This is a genomic window from Comamonas sp. A23 (assembly GCF_004522605.1).
Taxonomy (GTDB): Bacteria; Pseudomonadota; Gammaproteobacteria; order Burkholderiales; family Burkholderiaceae_C; genus Comamonas; species Comamonas thiooxydans.
The window spans coordinates 157,475-172,383 of the sequence record NZ_RSDT01000006.1; the positions used below are offsets into that span (position 1 = coordinate 157,475).

The 14,909-nt window shown below is 62.1% G+C and carries 12 protein-coding genes; 4 read left to right on the top strand and 8 right to left on the bottom strand.

The window, feature by feature from the left end; all coding sequences use genetic code 11:
• Positions 1–17 precede the first annotated feature (17 nt).
• Entirely contained in the window at positions 18–998 is a 981-nt protein-coding gene (locus EIC84_RS15225; protein ID WP_003062779.1) for a quinone oxidoreductase, read from the bottom strand.
• Positions 999–1,482: 484 nt separating this feature from the next.
• On the opposite strand from EIC84_RS15225, the gene EIC84_RS15230 reads away from it, so the two are divergent.
• A complete protein-coding gene (locus tag EIC84_RS15230; protein ID WP_003062777.1) occupies positions 1,483–3,273 on the top strand; it encodes an acyl-CoA dehydrogenase in 1,791 nt (596 codons plus the stop codon).
• Between the two features lie 331 nt (positions 3,274–3,604).
• Here EIC84_RS15230 and rng read toward each other — a convergent pair whose 3' ends face one another.
• From rng to EIC84_RS15265, 7 genes are all read right to left on the bottom strand, one after another.
• Positions 3,605–5,092, bottom strand: coding sequence for a ribonuclease G (rng, locus tag EIC84_RS15235; protein WP_003062776.1), 1,488 nt, complete (start codon positions 5,090–5,092; stop codon positions 3,605–3,607).
• Between the two features lie 139 nt (positions 5,093–5,231).
• Entirely contained in the window at positions 5,232–5,846 is a 615-nt protein-coding gene (locus EIC84_RS15240) for a nucleoside triphosphate pyrophosphatase (RefSeq protein ID WP_003062775.1), read from the bottom strand.
• A 110-nt stretch (positions 5,847–5,956) separates the two neighbouring features.
• Positions 5,957–6,424, bottom strand: a complete 468-nt coding sequence (gene rlmH / locus EIC84_RS15245; protein WP_003053899.1) for a 23S rRNA (pseudouridine(1915)-N(3))-methyltransferase RlmH — start codon at positions 6,422–6,424, stop codon at positions 5,957–5,959.
• Entirely contained in the window at positions 6,425–7,102 is a 678-nt protein-coding gene (gene rsfS / locus EIC84_RS15250; protein WP_003062774.1) for a ribosome silencing factor, read from the bottom strand. It abuts the gene before it with no gap.
• A gap of 249 nt (positions 7,103–7,351) precedes the next feature.
• Positions 7,352–8,305, bottom strand: a complete 954-nt coding sequence (gene hemF / locus EIC84_RS15255; RefSeq protein WP_003062773.1) for an oxygen-dependent coproporphyrinogen oxidase — start codon at positions 8,303–8,305, stop codon at positions 7,352–7,354.
• Positions 8,305–9,597, bottom strand: a complete 1,293-nt coding sequence (purD, locus tag EIC84_RS15260; RefSeq protein WP_003062772.1) for a phosphoribosylamine--glycine ligase — start codon at positions 9,595–9,597, stop codon at positions 8,305–8,307. The genes hemF and purD overlap by 1 nt, the downstream gene beginning before the upstream one ends.
• On the bottom strand, positions 9,594–10,313 hold the full coding sequence (locus EIC84_RS15265; protein WP_003053891.1) for a YebC/PmpR family DNA-binding transcriptional regulator: 720 nt from the start codon (positions 10,311–10,313) through the stop codon (positions 9,594–9,596). The genes purD and EIC84_RS15265 overlap by 4 nt, the downstream gene beginning before the upstream one ends.
• Positions 10,314–10,393: 80 nt before the next feature.
• On the opposite strand from EIC84_RS15265, the gene EIC84_RS15270 reads away from it, so the two are divergent.
• The 3 genes from EIC84_RS15270 (at position 10,394) to EIC84_RS15280 (ending at position 14,833) form a co-directional block, all read left to right on the top strand.
• On the top strand, positions 10,394–11,929 hold the full coding sequence (locus EIC84_RS15270) for a helicase HerA-like C-terminal domain-containing protein (RefSeq protein WP_046460843.1): 1,536 nt from the start codon (positions 10,394–10,396) through the stop codon (positions 11,927–11,929).
• Between the two features lie 259 nt (positions 11,930–12,188).
• Complete coding sequence (locus tag EIC84_RS15275; protein ID WP_003062771.1) at positions 12,189–13,763, top strand: methyl-accepting chemotaxis protein; 1,575 nt, start codon at positions 12,189–12,191, stop codon at positions 13,761–13,763.
• 173 nt (positions 13,764–13,936) lie between these two features.
• Complete coding sequence (locus tag EIC84_RS15280) at positions 13,937–14,833, top strand: enoyl-CoA hydratase-related protein (RefSeq protein ID WP_003062770.1); 897 nt, start codon at positions 13,937–13,939, stop codon at positions 14,831–14,833.
• Positions 14,834–14,909 lie beyond the last annotated feature (76 nt).

Genomic DNA, 14,909 nt, shown 5'->3' on the forward strand with positions numbered 1-14,909 from the left:
GTGCTGCCTTCGGTATCTCAGAGCGTGAAGATGGCCGATCCCACAATCTTGCGGGCTTCCAGATCGCGGTGAGCCTGAACGGCGTCTTCCAGCGCATAGCGCTTGCTGATGTCCACCTTGATACGGCCTTCGGCCACATGGGCGAACAGTTCGTTGGCCAGCTCTGCACGCTCCGCGGGGTCGGCGATGTAATGCGCCGATGCAGGACGCGTCAGGAAGAGCGAGCCTTTGCCGGCCAGAATCTGCGGGTTGAATGGCGCAATGGAGCCCGAAGCCGTACCCAGACAGACCATCAGCCCGCGCACCTTCAGGCTGTTGAGCGAGCCCTCGAAAGTGTCCTTGCCCACGCTGTCGAAGACGGCATTCACGCCCACGCCGTCTGTCAACTCACGCACGCGCTTGGCCACGTCTTCGTGGCTGTAGTTGATGGTGTGAACGCAGCCGTTGGCCTTGGCCACTTCGGCCTTGGCATCGCTGGAGACTGTGCCGATCACGTTCAGGCCTTCCAGCTTTGCCCACTGCGACACCAGCAGGCCCACGCCACCGGCTGCAGCATGCAGCAAGATGGTGTCGCCCTTCTTGAAGTCCCAGATGCGGCGCATCAGGTAAGCCGCCGTCAGTCCACGCATGGTGATGGCTGCTGCGGTTTCAAAGCTGATGTTGTCAGGCAGACGGATCAGGGGGGCAGCAGAAATCAGGCGCTCCGTGGCGTAAGCGCCGATGGTGTTCAGCGCGCCGGTATAGGTCACGCGGTCGCCGACCTTGAAATCCGTCACGCCGTCGCCCACGGCCGTGATCGTGCCGCAAGCCTCGCTGCCCACGCCTGCGGGCAAAGGAGCGGGATACAGACCGGAGCGGAAATAGGTATCGGCAAAGTTCAAGGCCACAGCGCCCTGCTTGAGACGGACCTGACCTGGACCGGGTTGGCCGACTTCAATGTCTTCCTGTCGCAACACCTCGGGGCCGCCAACTTCGTGATAACGGATTACTTTAGCCATACAAACTCCCAGTCAGATACCAATCGAAAGGTGATACGGCACACCGCCTCACCTCGAACAGAAGCAATACGAATCAATGACTTAGGCCATATCCCCGGTATTCCTCCATTCAGACTGGACTGAATTTATGGGAATTCGGCTCCAGGACATTTCCCGAGAGCGCCGCCCTCTTGTCTTTACGCGACACCACGGGTAAACACCAGGTCAAAAAAGTTAACTATAAAGTTTCTCTTTGATTGAAAGCTTGCCGCAAGCGTTGGCCACCATATTGCGCGTCTGCGACTGCGGCAAGCCCGTCACAGCCCCTAGAATCATTCCGTTTACGTAAACGTCAAACCAATGCGAGGACCTGGCATTCTTGCCAGGCACCGGACATGAAGTCGAGGGAAGCCCCTGCCATCCGTGGCAGGCAACATCCCCAACAATCCAAGGCACAACCTAGGCCAGGCAGCCAGCCGGGCCAGTATTCAAGGAAACAGAGACGATGACCTACAAAGCGCCCATCAAAGACATGCTGTTCGACATGGAGCACCTGGCCCAGATCGAGCAGGTCGCCCAGATTCCCGGCTTTGAAGATGCGGGACTGGAAACCGCGCAGGCCGTTCTCGAAGAATGCGCCAAGCTTTGCGAAGGCGTGGTCGCTCCCCTGAATGTTCCCGGCGATGTCAATCCCTCGTCCTTCAAGGATGGAGTGGTCACGACGACTCCCGGCTTTGCCGATGCCTTCAAGCAATATGCCGAAGGCGGCTGGCAAGGCCTGCAGCACCCTGCGGACTTTGGCGGCCAGGGCCTGCCCAAGACCATTGGCGCGGCCTGTATCGAGATGCTCAACAGCGCCAACCTGAGCTTTGCGCTGTGCCCGCTGCTGACCGACGGCGCCATCGAGGCGTTGCTCACTGCCGGCAGTGACGAGCTCAAGTCCACCTACCTGGAAAAGCTCGTGACCGGCGAATGGACCGGCACCATGAACCTGACCGAGCCCCAGGCCGGCTCCGACCTGGCCCTGGTGCGCACCAGGGCCGAGCCTCAGGGCGACGGCAGCTACAAGGTCTTCGGCACCAAGATCTTCATCACCTATGGTGAGCACGATATGGCGGACAACATCGTCCACCTGGTGCTGGCCCGCGTGGCGGGGGCGCCCGAAGGCGTCAAGGGCATCAGCCTGTTTGTCGTGCCCAAGTTCCTCGTGAACCAGGACGGCTCCTTGGGCAAGCGCAACGATGTGCACTGCGTCAGCATCGAGCACAAGATGGGCATCAAGGCCTCGCCCACAGCCGTGCTGCAATTTGGCGACAACGGGGGAGCCATCGGCTACCTCGTGGGCGAGGAAAACCGCGGCCTCGAATACATGTTCATCATGATGAACGCAGCGCGCTATGCCGTGGGCCTGCAGGGCCTGGCCGTCGCCGAGCGGTCCTACCAGCACGCTGTGGCCTACGCCAAGGAACGCGTGCAAAGCCGCCCCGTCGACGGCTCGGTCAAGGCCAGCGCCACCATCATCCACCACCCCGATGTGCGCCGCATGCTGATGACCATGCGTGCCAGCAACGAGGGCTGCCGCGCCATGGCAACCACCGCCGCTGCCGCCTACGATGCCGCCCACCACCACCCGGACGCCGAAGTGCGTCAGGCCAACCAGACCTTCTATGAATTCATGGTGCCCCTGGTCAAGGGCTACAGCACCGAAATGAGCCTGGAAGTCACCAGCCTGGGCGTACAGGTGCATGGCGGCATGGGCTTCATCGAGGAAACCGGCGCCGCCCAGTACTACCGCGACGCCAAGATCCTGACCATCTATGAAGGCACGACCGCCATCCAGGCCAACGACCTGGTCGGCCGCAAGACCGCACGTGATGGCGGCCAGACCGCCAAGGCCATTGCCGCCCAGATCGAGAAGACCGAGGCGGCTCTCATCGCCAGCGGCACCGATACGGCCAAGGCGGTCGCCAGGAATCTGGCCCAGGCCCGTCAGGCCTTTGTGCAGGTGGTGGACTTCATCGTGGCCAAGGCCAAGGCCGACCCCAATGCGGCCTATGCCGGCAGCGTTCCTTATCTGATGCTCACCGGCAATCTGATCGCCGGCTGGCAGCTGGGCCGCTCGGTGCTGGCTGCGCAGGAGCTGCTGGCCAAGGGCCAGGACACGGCCTTCATGCAGGCCAAGCTGGCCACGGCACAGTTCTATGCCGAACATATCCTGACCCGAGTGTCCGGTCAGGCCGATGCTGTGATCAACGGCGCGGCCAGCGTAATGGCATTGCCCATGGATCTGTTCTGATCCTGCACCTGACGGCGGGGCGGCAATGCCCTGCCCCATCAGGAAATGCATGGAAATAGCGGCTGGTGCTTATGGATAAAGCGCTGACCGCTATTTTTTTGAATCTCTACAACGCACCTGGGCCAGTTGCCAGGCAGACTCTGGGGCCATCGCTCACGCGAGCAAACACGCGCCTCGGGTGGAATAAGCGATCTGTGCAACCCAGGAAGTGAAGCCATGGGCTACGGCTGCGCAATGCAGATACGTGCGATTTGCGTAACAAGCAACGAGGTAATCGATGCAGCTGTCGTAGCGGATCTACTGGAGCAAATGACGCTGAATGCACTCTCACTCACAGCAGCACGATATCGTATTGCTCCTGCGCCATAGCAGTCTCGGCCTGCAGCGAAATGGGCTTGCCAATGAAGTCCGAAAGACTGGCCAGATGCTGGCTTTCCTCGTCGAGGAACATCTCCACCACCTTGGGGGATGCCACAACGCGGAACTCATGCGGATTGAACTGGCGGGCTTCGCGCAGGATTTCGCGCAGCACCTCGTAGCAGATGCTGCGCGCGGTCTTGACATTGCCCTTGCCGGAGCAGGCTTCACAGGGCTCGCACAGCATATGGGCCAGCGACTCGCGCGTACGCTTGCGCGTCATCTCCACCAGGCCCAGCTGAGAGAAGCCGCCAGCCATGGTCTTGACGCGGTCGCGTGCCAGCTGGCGGCGGAATTCGGAGAGCACCTCGCCCTGGTGCTCCTCGCGCACCATGTCGATGAAGTCCACGATGACGATGCCGCCCAGATTGCGCAGCCGCAGCTGACGTGCAATGGCGTGCGCCGCTTCCAGGTTGGTCTTGAAGATGGTGTCGTCAAAATTGCGCGCACCTACATAGCCGCCGGTATTCACATCGATGGTGGTCAGGGCTTCAGTCTGATCGACGATCAGATAGCCGCCCGACTTCAGATCCACCCGCCGCCCCAGCGCACGCGCGATTTCCTCGTCGATGTTGTAGAGGTCGAAAATCGGCCTCTCGCCCTTGTAAAGCGCCAGCTTGGGCACAGCCGCCGGCATGTATTCCTGGCCAAAGCTCTTGAGCAGCGCAAACTGCTCGCGCGAATCGATGCGAATGCTCTGGGTGTTCTCGCCGACCAGATCCCGCAGCACACGTTGCAGCAGGTTTAGATCCTGATGCAGCACCGACATGACGGGCAGCTTCTGCGCCGCATCCTTGATGCGCGCCCAGGTCTTGCGCAGATAGCGGATGTCATCGGCCAGCTCGGCATCGCTGGATTCCTCGCCATTGGTGCGCAGAATGAACCCGCCGCCACCGCCCCCCTCCTTGGTGCCGACCAGCTCCTGCAGACGAGCCCGCAAGGCATCGCGCTCGTTCTGGGGAATTTTCTGGGAGATGCCGATGTGGTCGTCCTGTGGCAGAAACACCAGCAGACGCCCCGCAATGCTGATCTGCGTTGACAGGCGCGCACCCTTGGTACCTATGGGGTCCTTGATGACCTGCACCATGATGGACTGCCCTTCGAACACCTGCTTTTCGATGGGCGTCAGCGGCTGGTCCTTGCGCGCGAACATCGGGGCTTCGCCATTTTCCTGACGCTGCCAGACATCGGCCACATGCAAAAAGGCCGCACGCTCCAGACCGATATCGATGAAGGCGGACTGCATGCCTGGAAGCACACGCGAGACCTTGCCCAGATAGATGTTGCCGACGAGTCCCCGCTCCAGCGGGCGCTCCATGTGCAGCTCCTGCACGGCGCCGTTTTCGACAATCGCCACCCGCGTTTCCTGCGGCGACCAGTTGATCAAAATATCTTGCTGCATTGACTGTCGTTCTTTCTTTATATGTCCTGGCTTTTGCTGCGCCCAGTGTGCGACGCGCGCATGGCTGGCGCAAGACAGCTGCCATGCAGACCTTCCCGCAGGGAAGACTCAAGAACAGAGTGCCGATTGCGCCAAAGGTTCAGAGCGACCAGCCCAGCTGGCGCAAAAGCTCGGCAGTTTCATAAACCGGCAGGCCCATGATGGCCGAATAGCTGCCACGAATCTCTGCAATATGTGCGGCCGCCCTGCCCTGTATGCCATAGGCACCGGCCTTGCCCATGGGCTCGCCCGTGAGCACATAGGCATCGATCTGCGCCTCGGTCATGGACGCAAAGCGCACGGTGGACACCGACAGGGCCTGCAGACGCCGCACGCCGCTTTGCAGCGCCACGGCGGTCAGCACCTCATGTTCGGCCCCGGAGAGCAGATGCAGGATGCGTCGCGCGTCTTCGGCATCGGCGGGCTTGCCCAGAATCTGCTTTCCCAGGGCCACGGTGGTGTCGGAGCACAGAATGGGCGCCTGCGGCAAACCGCGCCGCGCATGGCGAGCCACGGCTGCATCGAGCTTGCCGGCCGTCACGCGCTGCACATAATCATGGGGGTCCTCCCCGACCAGCTCGGCCTCTATGGCCTCGGCATCCTCGGCGATATCACCCGCTGCATTGGGCAGCAGCAATTCATGCGCCACGCCCAGCTGCTCCAGCAGCTGACGACGGCGGGGACTTTGGGATGCAAGATAGAGAAATGGCGCCATGATTTTGATTAAAAATGGCCTCTAGCGCCCATATATAAAGCGCAAAAGGCTATCAAAATCATAGTATCACGCACTGCGCGAAATTGCACGCAGAGTCAGCTCACAAGCGCTTATTCGCGGTGGTAGGGATGGCCGGCATTGACCGACCAGGCGCGGTAGAGCTGCTCGATCAGCAGCACGCGCACCATGGCATGCGGCAGGGTCAGGTCGGACAGACGGATGCGCTCGTGTGCCGCGGCCTTGAACTCGGGGTCCAGCCCGTCGGGTCCGCCGATGACCAGGGCCACATCATCGCTCTCGAGCTGCCAGCCCTTGAGACGCTGGGCCAACGCCTTGGTGGTCAGATTGGTGCCGCGCTCGTCGAGCACCACGATGCGAGTGCCCCTGGGGATGGCGGCTTCGATACGCTTGCGCTCTGCCGCATACAGGGTCTCCAGCGTCTTGGAGCCGCGCGGCTCGGTCTTGACGGCCTTGAGTTCGACCTTGAGTTCGGGCGGAAAGCGCTTGGCGTAATCGTCGTAGGCCGTCTGCGCCCAGTCGGGCACATGCAGGCCTACAGCCACGATGGTCAGCTTCATTTAGGCCTTGGCGCGGGGAGCACGCTTGGCTGCGGGTTTGGCCGCAACCGGCTTGGCAGTACGGGGCGTGCTGGGCTTGACGACCACGGTCTTGACCGTCTTGGCAGCGGCGGACTTGGCAGCAGGCTTCTTTGCCGCAGGCTTGGCACCGGCAGCCGTCTTGGTGGCGGGCTTCTTGGCCGCAGCCTTCTTGGCGGCAGGCTTTTTCTCGACCACGGTGTTTTCCGCAGCTGCCTTTTCCACTGCCAGCTTGGCAGCCAGCTTCTTGGCGGCCACTTCGGCGGGCTTGGGCTTGGCGGCACCGATCTTCATGCGCACCGGTGTCTCGCCCCAGATTTCTTCCAGGCGGTAGTACTGGCGGATGGCCGGCTGCATGATGTGGCAGACCACCGAGCCGCAGTCCACGATGATCCATTCGCCGTTCTGCTCACCTTCCTGGCGGGGCACGGGAAACCCAGCTTCCTTGACGGCTTCGCGCACGCTGGAGGCAAGTGCCTTGGTCTGGCGGTTGGAAGTACCCGAGGCCACGATCACGCGCTCGAACAGCGGCGACAGTGCTTCGGTGTTGAACACCTGGATGTCGTGGGCCTTGACGTCTTCGAGGCCGTCAACAATGGCTCGCTGGAGTTTGGTGACGTCGCGCTTGGCTGCGGAATCCGATTTGGTGGAGGTGGTCATCAGGCGATGGAATCAGTAAATGATGGGATCAATATAGCGTGTGCTGCGCCACACCCGTATCAGGGCTGGGTTAGCGTCTGCGTTCAGGCCCCTAAGACCCGTGCTCTTCACGCATTGAAAAAGGTTGACGCGCCAGTCGATAGCGCGCATCCAGCTATGGAAATTATAGTTTTCTAAAAATTTCCCTGCTGACAGGGCTTTATGCCCGATCAGCAGGGGAAGCAGACCTATTGGATAAAGGCCTGCGTCTCAAAGCCAGTCACGGCGAATCAGGAATTTCTCGAGCAAATCGCGCTCGGGAGTACCGGGCGCATCCTCACGCTGATAGCTCCAGTCCGCATGAGGCGGCATGGACAGCAAAATGGATTCGGTGCGGCCGCCGGACTGCAGGCCGAAATGCGTGCCGCGGTCCCAGACCAGGTTGAATTCCACATAGCGGCCACGGCGGTAGCGCTGGAAATCCACCTGCTGCTGTGTGTACTCCGCATTCCGGCGGCGTTCCACGATGGGCAGATAGGCCTTCAGAAAGGCATCGCCAACCGAGCGCAGCATGGCAAAGCTCTGCTGCTGGCCCAGTTCGCTGAAATCATCGAAGAAGATGCCGCCAATGCCGCGCTGCTCGTTGCGATGCTTGAGGAAGAAGTACTCGTCGCACCATTGCTTGAAACGCGGATAGAGCTGATCGCCAAATGGCGCCAGCGCATCACGGCAGATCTGATGGAAATGCACGGCGTCTTCCTCGAAGCCGTAGACCGGCGTCAAATCCATGCCGCCGCCAAACCAGCAGGTCTTGGGCTGCCCCTCATGGCCGGCCGAAATCATGCGCACATTCATGTGCACCGTTGGCACCAAGGGACTGCGCGGATGAAATACCAGCGACACGCCCATGGCCTCGAACGGCGCACCGGCCAGTTCGGGCCGATGCTGTGTGGCCGAGGGCGGCAGTTGCGGCCCGCGCACATGCGAGAAACCGCAGCCTGCGCGCTCGAACACGCGCCCGCCCTCCATGATCTTGGTGACACCGTTGCCTTGCAGCTTTTCGCCCGGCTCCTTGTGCCAGGCGTCGGCCAGGAAACGCGCACCACCCTCGCCTTCGATGGCTTCCAGCGCCTCGGTGATGCGGGTCTGCAGACCCATGAGGTACTCACGCACCTCGGCCACAGGCAGCTGATCAGCCACAGAAGATGAGGATGTCTGGTTCATCAGTCGGCCTTCTTGACGGCACGGAAGCCGATGTCACGACGATACTGGGCACCATCGAAGTGGATGCCACGTGCCACGTCATACACCTTCTGCTGCGCCTGCTTGACACTGTCGGCCAACACGGTCACGCAGAGCACACGACCACCGCTGGTCACAGGCTGGCCGTCATCACCCAGCTGGGTGCCGGCATGGAAGACCATGGCATCGTCGGCTGCGGCGGGCAGACCGGTGATGACATCGCCCTTGCGCGGGTCTTCGGGGTAGCCGGCAGCAGCCATGACCACGCCCAATGCGGTACGGCGGTCCCACTGCAGCTCCAGCTGGTCGAGCTTGCCTTCGCAGGCTGCCAGCATCACATCCACCAGGTCGCTCTTGAGACGCATCATGATGGGCTGGGTTTCCGGATCGCCCATGCGGCAGTTGAACTCCAGCGTCTTGGGGTGGCCTGCCTTGTCGATCATCAGACCTGCGTACAGGAAGCCGGTATAGGGCACACCGTCTTTTTCCATGCCGCGGATGGTGGGCAGAATGATTTCGCGCATGGCGCGGGCATGCACATCGGCGGTCACCACAGGTGCCGGCGAATAAGCGCCCATGCCGCCGGTGTTGGGGCCCTGGTCGCCGTCCTTGAGACGCTTGTGGTCCTGGCTGGTCGCCAGTGCCAGCACGTTCTTGCCGTCGCACAGCACGATGAAGCTGGCTTCCTCGCCATCGAGGAATTCCTCGATCACGACGCGTGCACCGCCTTCGTTGTGCTGCACACCGTACTTGTTGTCCACCAGCATGAAGTCCACGGCGTCGTGGGCTTCCTGCAGCGACATGGCAACCACCACGCCCTTGCCGGCCGCCAGGCCGTCGGCCTTGATGACAATGGGTGCACCGAGGCGATCCACATAGGCATGGGCCGCAACCGGGTCGGTGAAGGTTTCATATTGCGCCGTGGGGATGCTGTGGCGCGCCATGAAGTCCTTGGAGAAAGCCTTGGACGACTCCAGCTGGGCTGCAGTCTTGGTCGGGCCGAAGACCTTGAGTCCGTGGGCACGGAACTCATCGACCACGCCAGCCGCCAGCGGAGCCTCGGGCCCCACGACGGTCACGGCAATCTTTTCGGCCTGGGCCCATTCGCGCAGAGCCTTCACATCGGTGATGTCGAGGTTCTCCAGCTTGCCGCCAGCCAGGGCAGTGCCACCGTTACCGGGAGCCACATAGACCTTGGTCGCCTTGGGCGATTCGGCCAACTTCCACGCCAGAGCGTGCTCACGGCCACCGCCGCCAATCACAAGAATTTTCATAGTTCTGCGTTGTGGTAGACGTCCTGAACGTCATCCAAGTCTTCAATCATGTCCAGCAGCTTCTGCATGCGAGCTGCATCATCGCCTTCGAGGGCGATTGTATTTTCGGGGCGCATGGTCACCTCGGCCATGTCGGCGGTAAAGCCGGCGGCCTGCAGTGCGTCACGCACGGCTTCAAAGTCGCCGGGGGCCGTCAGCACCTCGATGCCACCTTCGTCATCGGTGATCACATCGTCGGCACCGGCTTCCAGCGCGATCTCCATGACTTTTTCTTCGTCCGTGCCGGGGGCGAACATGATCTGACCCACATGCTTGAACTGGAAGGCCACCGAGCCTTCGGTGCCCATATTGCCACCGTACTTGCTGAATGCATGGCGAACATCGGCCACCGTACGTACGCGATTGTCCGTCATTGTGTCCACAATGATGGCCGCGCCGCCGATGCCATAGCCTTCGTAACGGATTTCCTCGTAGGTCACGCCGTCGAGGTTACCCGTGGCCTTGTCGATATTGCGCTTGATATTGTCGGCCGGCATATTGGCGGCCTTGGCCTTGTCCACCGCCAGACGCAGACGCGGGTTGGCGCTCAGGTCGCCGCCGCCTTGGCGGGCTGCGACCATGATTTCACGAATGATGCGCGTCCAGATGCGGCCACGTTTTTCATCCTGGCGACCCTTGCGGTGCTGGATGTTGGCCCATTTGCTGTGTCCTGCCACAGGGAATCCTTTGATATTTGATTTAACCTAGCGGGAGCGATTTTACTTTTGACTGCATGCCCCCCCAGAGGAAACCCGAAATGGCTTCACCCCTTTTGATTGCCCAGCACTCTGCCACAGAATGTACCCTGCTGCCCGGACTGGCCAATCGGCATGGCCTGATCACCGGCGCAACAGGCACCGGCAAGACTGTCACACTGCAGAAACTGGCCGAAAGCTTCTCGCAGATCGGCGTGCCGGTTTTCATGGCCGACGTCAAAGGAGACCTGAGCGGCATCAGCCAGGCCGGCAAGATCGAAGGCAAGCTGGCGGCCTCGCTCAAGGATCGCGGCCTGGACCTGCCACAGCCCCTGGCCTGCCCTGCCACGCTGTGGGATGTGTTCGGCGAGCAGGGCCACCCGGTGCGCGCCACCATCTCGGACATGGGCCCGCTGCTCATCGGCCGCATGCTGAATCTGAACGAGACCCAGATGGGCGTGCTCAATCTGGTGTTCAAGATTGCGGACGACAACGGCATGCTGCTGCTGGATCTCAAGGATCTGCGCGCCATGCTGAACTTTGTGGGCGACAACGCCAAGCAGTTCACCACCCAGTACGGCAACATCAGCTCGGCCAGCGTGGGAGCCATACAGCGCGGGCTGCTGACCATTGAAAGCCAGGGCGGCGACAAGTTCTTTGGCGAGCCCATGCTCGACATCAACGACCTGATGCAGACCGATGCCAATGGCATGGGCGTGATCAACGTGCTGGCGGCCGACAAGCTGATGAATGCGCCGCGCCTGTACTCGACCTTTTTGCTCTGGCTTCTGTCCGAGCTGTTCGAGCAGCTGCCGGAAATCGGCGACCCCGAGAAGCCCAAGCTGGTGTTTTTCTTTGACGAGGCCCACCTGCTGTTCAACGATGCGCCCAAGGTGCTGATCGAACGCATCGAGCTGGTCGTGCGCCTGGTGCGCTCCAAGGGCGTGGGCGTGTACTTCGTCACCCAGAACCCGCTGGACGTTCCCGACAGCGTGCTCGGACAGCTGGGCAACCGCGTGCAGCACGCCCTGCGCGCCTTCACCCCACGCGACCAAAAGGCCGTGGCCTCGGCAGCCTCCACCATGCGCCCCAATCCCGGTCTGGACATTGCCGCAGCCATCACCGAGCTGGCCGTGGGTGAGGCCCTGATCAGCTTCCTCGACGAAAAAGGCCGCCCCAGCGTGACCGAGCGCGTGTTCGTGATTCCGCCCGGCAGCCAGCTCGGCCCCATCACGGCCGAGCAGCGCAAGGCGCTGATCGATGGTTCCCTGGTCGCCGGCGTCTATGAGAAAGCCGTGGACCGCGAATCGGCCTTCGAGATATTGCGCGACCGCACTGCGAGCGCCACGCCCGCCAAGCCCGGCGATGCCCCGGCTGCTGCCGGAGCGGCCGGAACGTCCCCGCAAGGCAGCGCCACGGACTCCATGATGGACGGACTCAAGGAGCTGCTGTTCGGCCGTACCGGCCCGCGCGGCGGCCAGCACGACGGTCTGGTGCAGACCATGGCCAAGTCCACGGTACGCACCGTGGGCAACAGTCTGGGCAAGGAGATTCTGCGCGGCGTGCTGGGCGGCATTCTGGGCAACAAGAAGCGCTGATTCCAACGCGCTCACTCGCTCCAAGGGCCTGCGTCAGCAGGCCTTTTTTGCGGCCGCCGCACAGAAAGCGCTCAAGGCGGCAGTCATTATGTCGATACATAATAAATCCATCCCCTGGTGCCAGCCGCCAGTCTCTTGGACATGTGCTGCTGCCTGCAGGCACAGCCGCTTCTTTCCTCTACGCTAACCACGCTGCCCAGTCTTGCCGCAGACCACCAGTTCGCTCGGGCCGGGCAGTGCTTTTGCAAATTTTCTGCCAATGCAATTCAATCAATGGCGTGTATCCACCAAGCTGTGGTGCACTTTGGGCGGGCTTCTGACCATGATGCTGGCCGTCTCGCTATGGAACCAGCACTCATCCACCCAGGCCCTGCAGGCCGGCATGCAGACCCTGACCGACTATGACAATCGCATCAATCTCGCCCTTCAATGGAAAGGTGCGACCGAGACCACGGGCGAACGCGTGCTCACCAGCAATATGACCACCGACGAAGCGCTGACCCAGCGCATGGACGAGCGCGTCAGCGAAGGCGTGGCCGTCAACGGGGCGCTGCAGGCGCAGGTCATCAAACTGGCTCAAAGCGATGCTGACAAGGCTGCCCTGCAGAAGATCGCCGCCGTGCGCGCCGAAGTTCTGGCGCTGAACAAGCAGGCAAGGGAGATCAAGCTGAGCGGCGATATCGAAGCCATGCGCGACTTCATCCGCCTGCAATATCTGGGCGCCATCGGCCGCTATGTCGATTCGCTGCAGGACTTTGTGAAGCTGCAGGAGCAGCAGCGCGACGCCGCCAGCCTTCAGCTGCAGCAAGACCAGCAAAGAGCGATCTGGCTGTCCTGGGTGGTGCAGGCCCTGGTGCTGACCGCCGCCCTGGGCCTGGCGCTGGCCCTCACCCGTTCCATCACCCAACCTCTGAATGAAGCCGTGGAGCTGACCCAGGCCATTGCACAGGGCGATCTCACGGTAACCGCCGGCAACGACCGCCATGACGAGTTCGGCCGCCTGCTGAGCTCCGTCTCGACCATGGCAGCCCAGCTACGTAGCCTGGTGAGCGATGTACGTACCAGCGTGCACTCCATCAGCACCGCCTCGGCCGAAATCGCTACAGGTAACCACGACCTGTCCGCACGCACCGAGCAGACCGCCGCCAATCTCGAGGAAACCGCAGCCAGCATGGAGCAGCTGACCGCCACCGTCGCCCAGGCCTCGGACACCGCCCGCCAGGCCAACCATCTGGCAGGCAATGCCGCACAGGTCGCTCAGCGCGGCGGCCATGTGGTGCAGTCCGTGGTCAGCAGCATGGGACGCATCAGCGACAGCGCACACCGCATCTCCGACATCATCGGCGTGATCGACTCCATCGCCTTCCAGACCAATATCCTGGCACTCAACGCTGCGGTCGAGGCCGCGCGCGCCGGCGAACAGGGCCGAGGCTTTGCCGTGGTTGCCGGCGAAGTGCGCGCCCTGGCCCACCGCAGTGCCGAGGCCGCCAAGGAGATCAAGGCGCTCATCACCACCTCCGTGGACGCCGCCCAGGAAGGCGCAGACCAGGTCTCCCAGGCAGGCCGCGTGATGGAAGAAATCGTCAGCAGCGTCGGCAAGGTCTCGGACATGATTGGCGAGATCAGTGCCTCGGCCACGGAACAGCATGACGGTATCAGCCAGGTCAACCAGGCCGTGACCAACCTGGACCAGATGACGCAGCAAAATGCAGCCCTGGTCGAGGAATCCACGGCGGCCGCTGTCTCGCTGAGCGACCAGGCCCAGCGCCTGACCGGCATGGTGGCCGTGTTCAAGGTCCATACCGCAGACAGAGCGCCAGCCCTGACTGCCTGATTCTGGTTGAAGTTGCTGGAACACAGCATCCATCTCTTCACCAGCTTCTCTGCCAGCCGCTCCATGCACCCAGGAGGGAACGGCTGGCACCGCAGGTTTGACCCAGACCGGCTTTTCTGTCTGCAGTCGCAAGTGTGACTGGCGCGGCCTACGCAGCAAGACACCATGCCGGCATGCCCCATACCTCTGACGACACCTTGCTGACCGCCGGTCTGAGCAGCTTTCGCCTGGACCTGGTCGACCATATTGCCCATCTGGTGCTCAACCGCCCCGATGCCTTCAACACTCTGAATCCCAGGTTCTGGCAGGAGCTGGACCTGGTGCTGGACACACTGCAGCGCAGCGGCCAGTCGCGCGCACTGGTCATCAGCAGCACGGGCAAGCATTTTTGCGCCGGCATGGCACTCGAGACCTTTGCCGACCCCGCCTTTGCGCCCAATGACCGCACGCCCGAGGGCCGCGCCGCCATCATCGACACCCTGGCCCAGTTGCAGTCCACCTTCAACAAGATCGAAGCCCTGCGCATGCCCGTGATCTGCGCCATTCAGGGCGCCTGCGTGGGTGGCGGACTGGATCTGGTGGCCACTGCCTGCATACGCTATGCCAGCGCCGAATCCTTTTTCTGCGTGCAGGAGATCAATATCGGCATGACCGCCGACCTGGGCAGCCTGCAGCGCCTGCCCAAGCTGATGCCGCTAGGCATCGTCAAGGAGCTGGCCTACACCGGCCGCCGCATGACAGCGCAGGAGGCCGCCAGTCACGGTCTGGTCAACGCCGTCTACGACACGCCCGAAGCCACCGTCACAGCAGCTCTCGCCTGCGCGCGCGAAATTACGGCCAAGCCGCCCGTGGCCATCTGGGGCAGCAAGCAGGTGATCAACTACGCGCGCGACCACAGCGTGAGCGACTCGCTGCAGCAAATGGGCTGGGTGCAAAGCGGCATCTGGAGCAACCGCCATGTCATGGAGGCCGTGAGTGCCATGCAGGCCAAGCGCGCCGGTGACTTCCCTGCTCTGGAGCCGCTACAGGCGTTTGCACCAGCACTACCTCAAGCGGGCGATCGCTCCTGATTGAATAGCTATCAGCACTTACCAATAAAGGCCTGCATGCCTTTTCCGCTCGTATTTCTCTATCTTCTCGATGGCC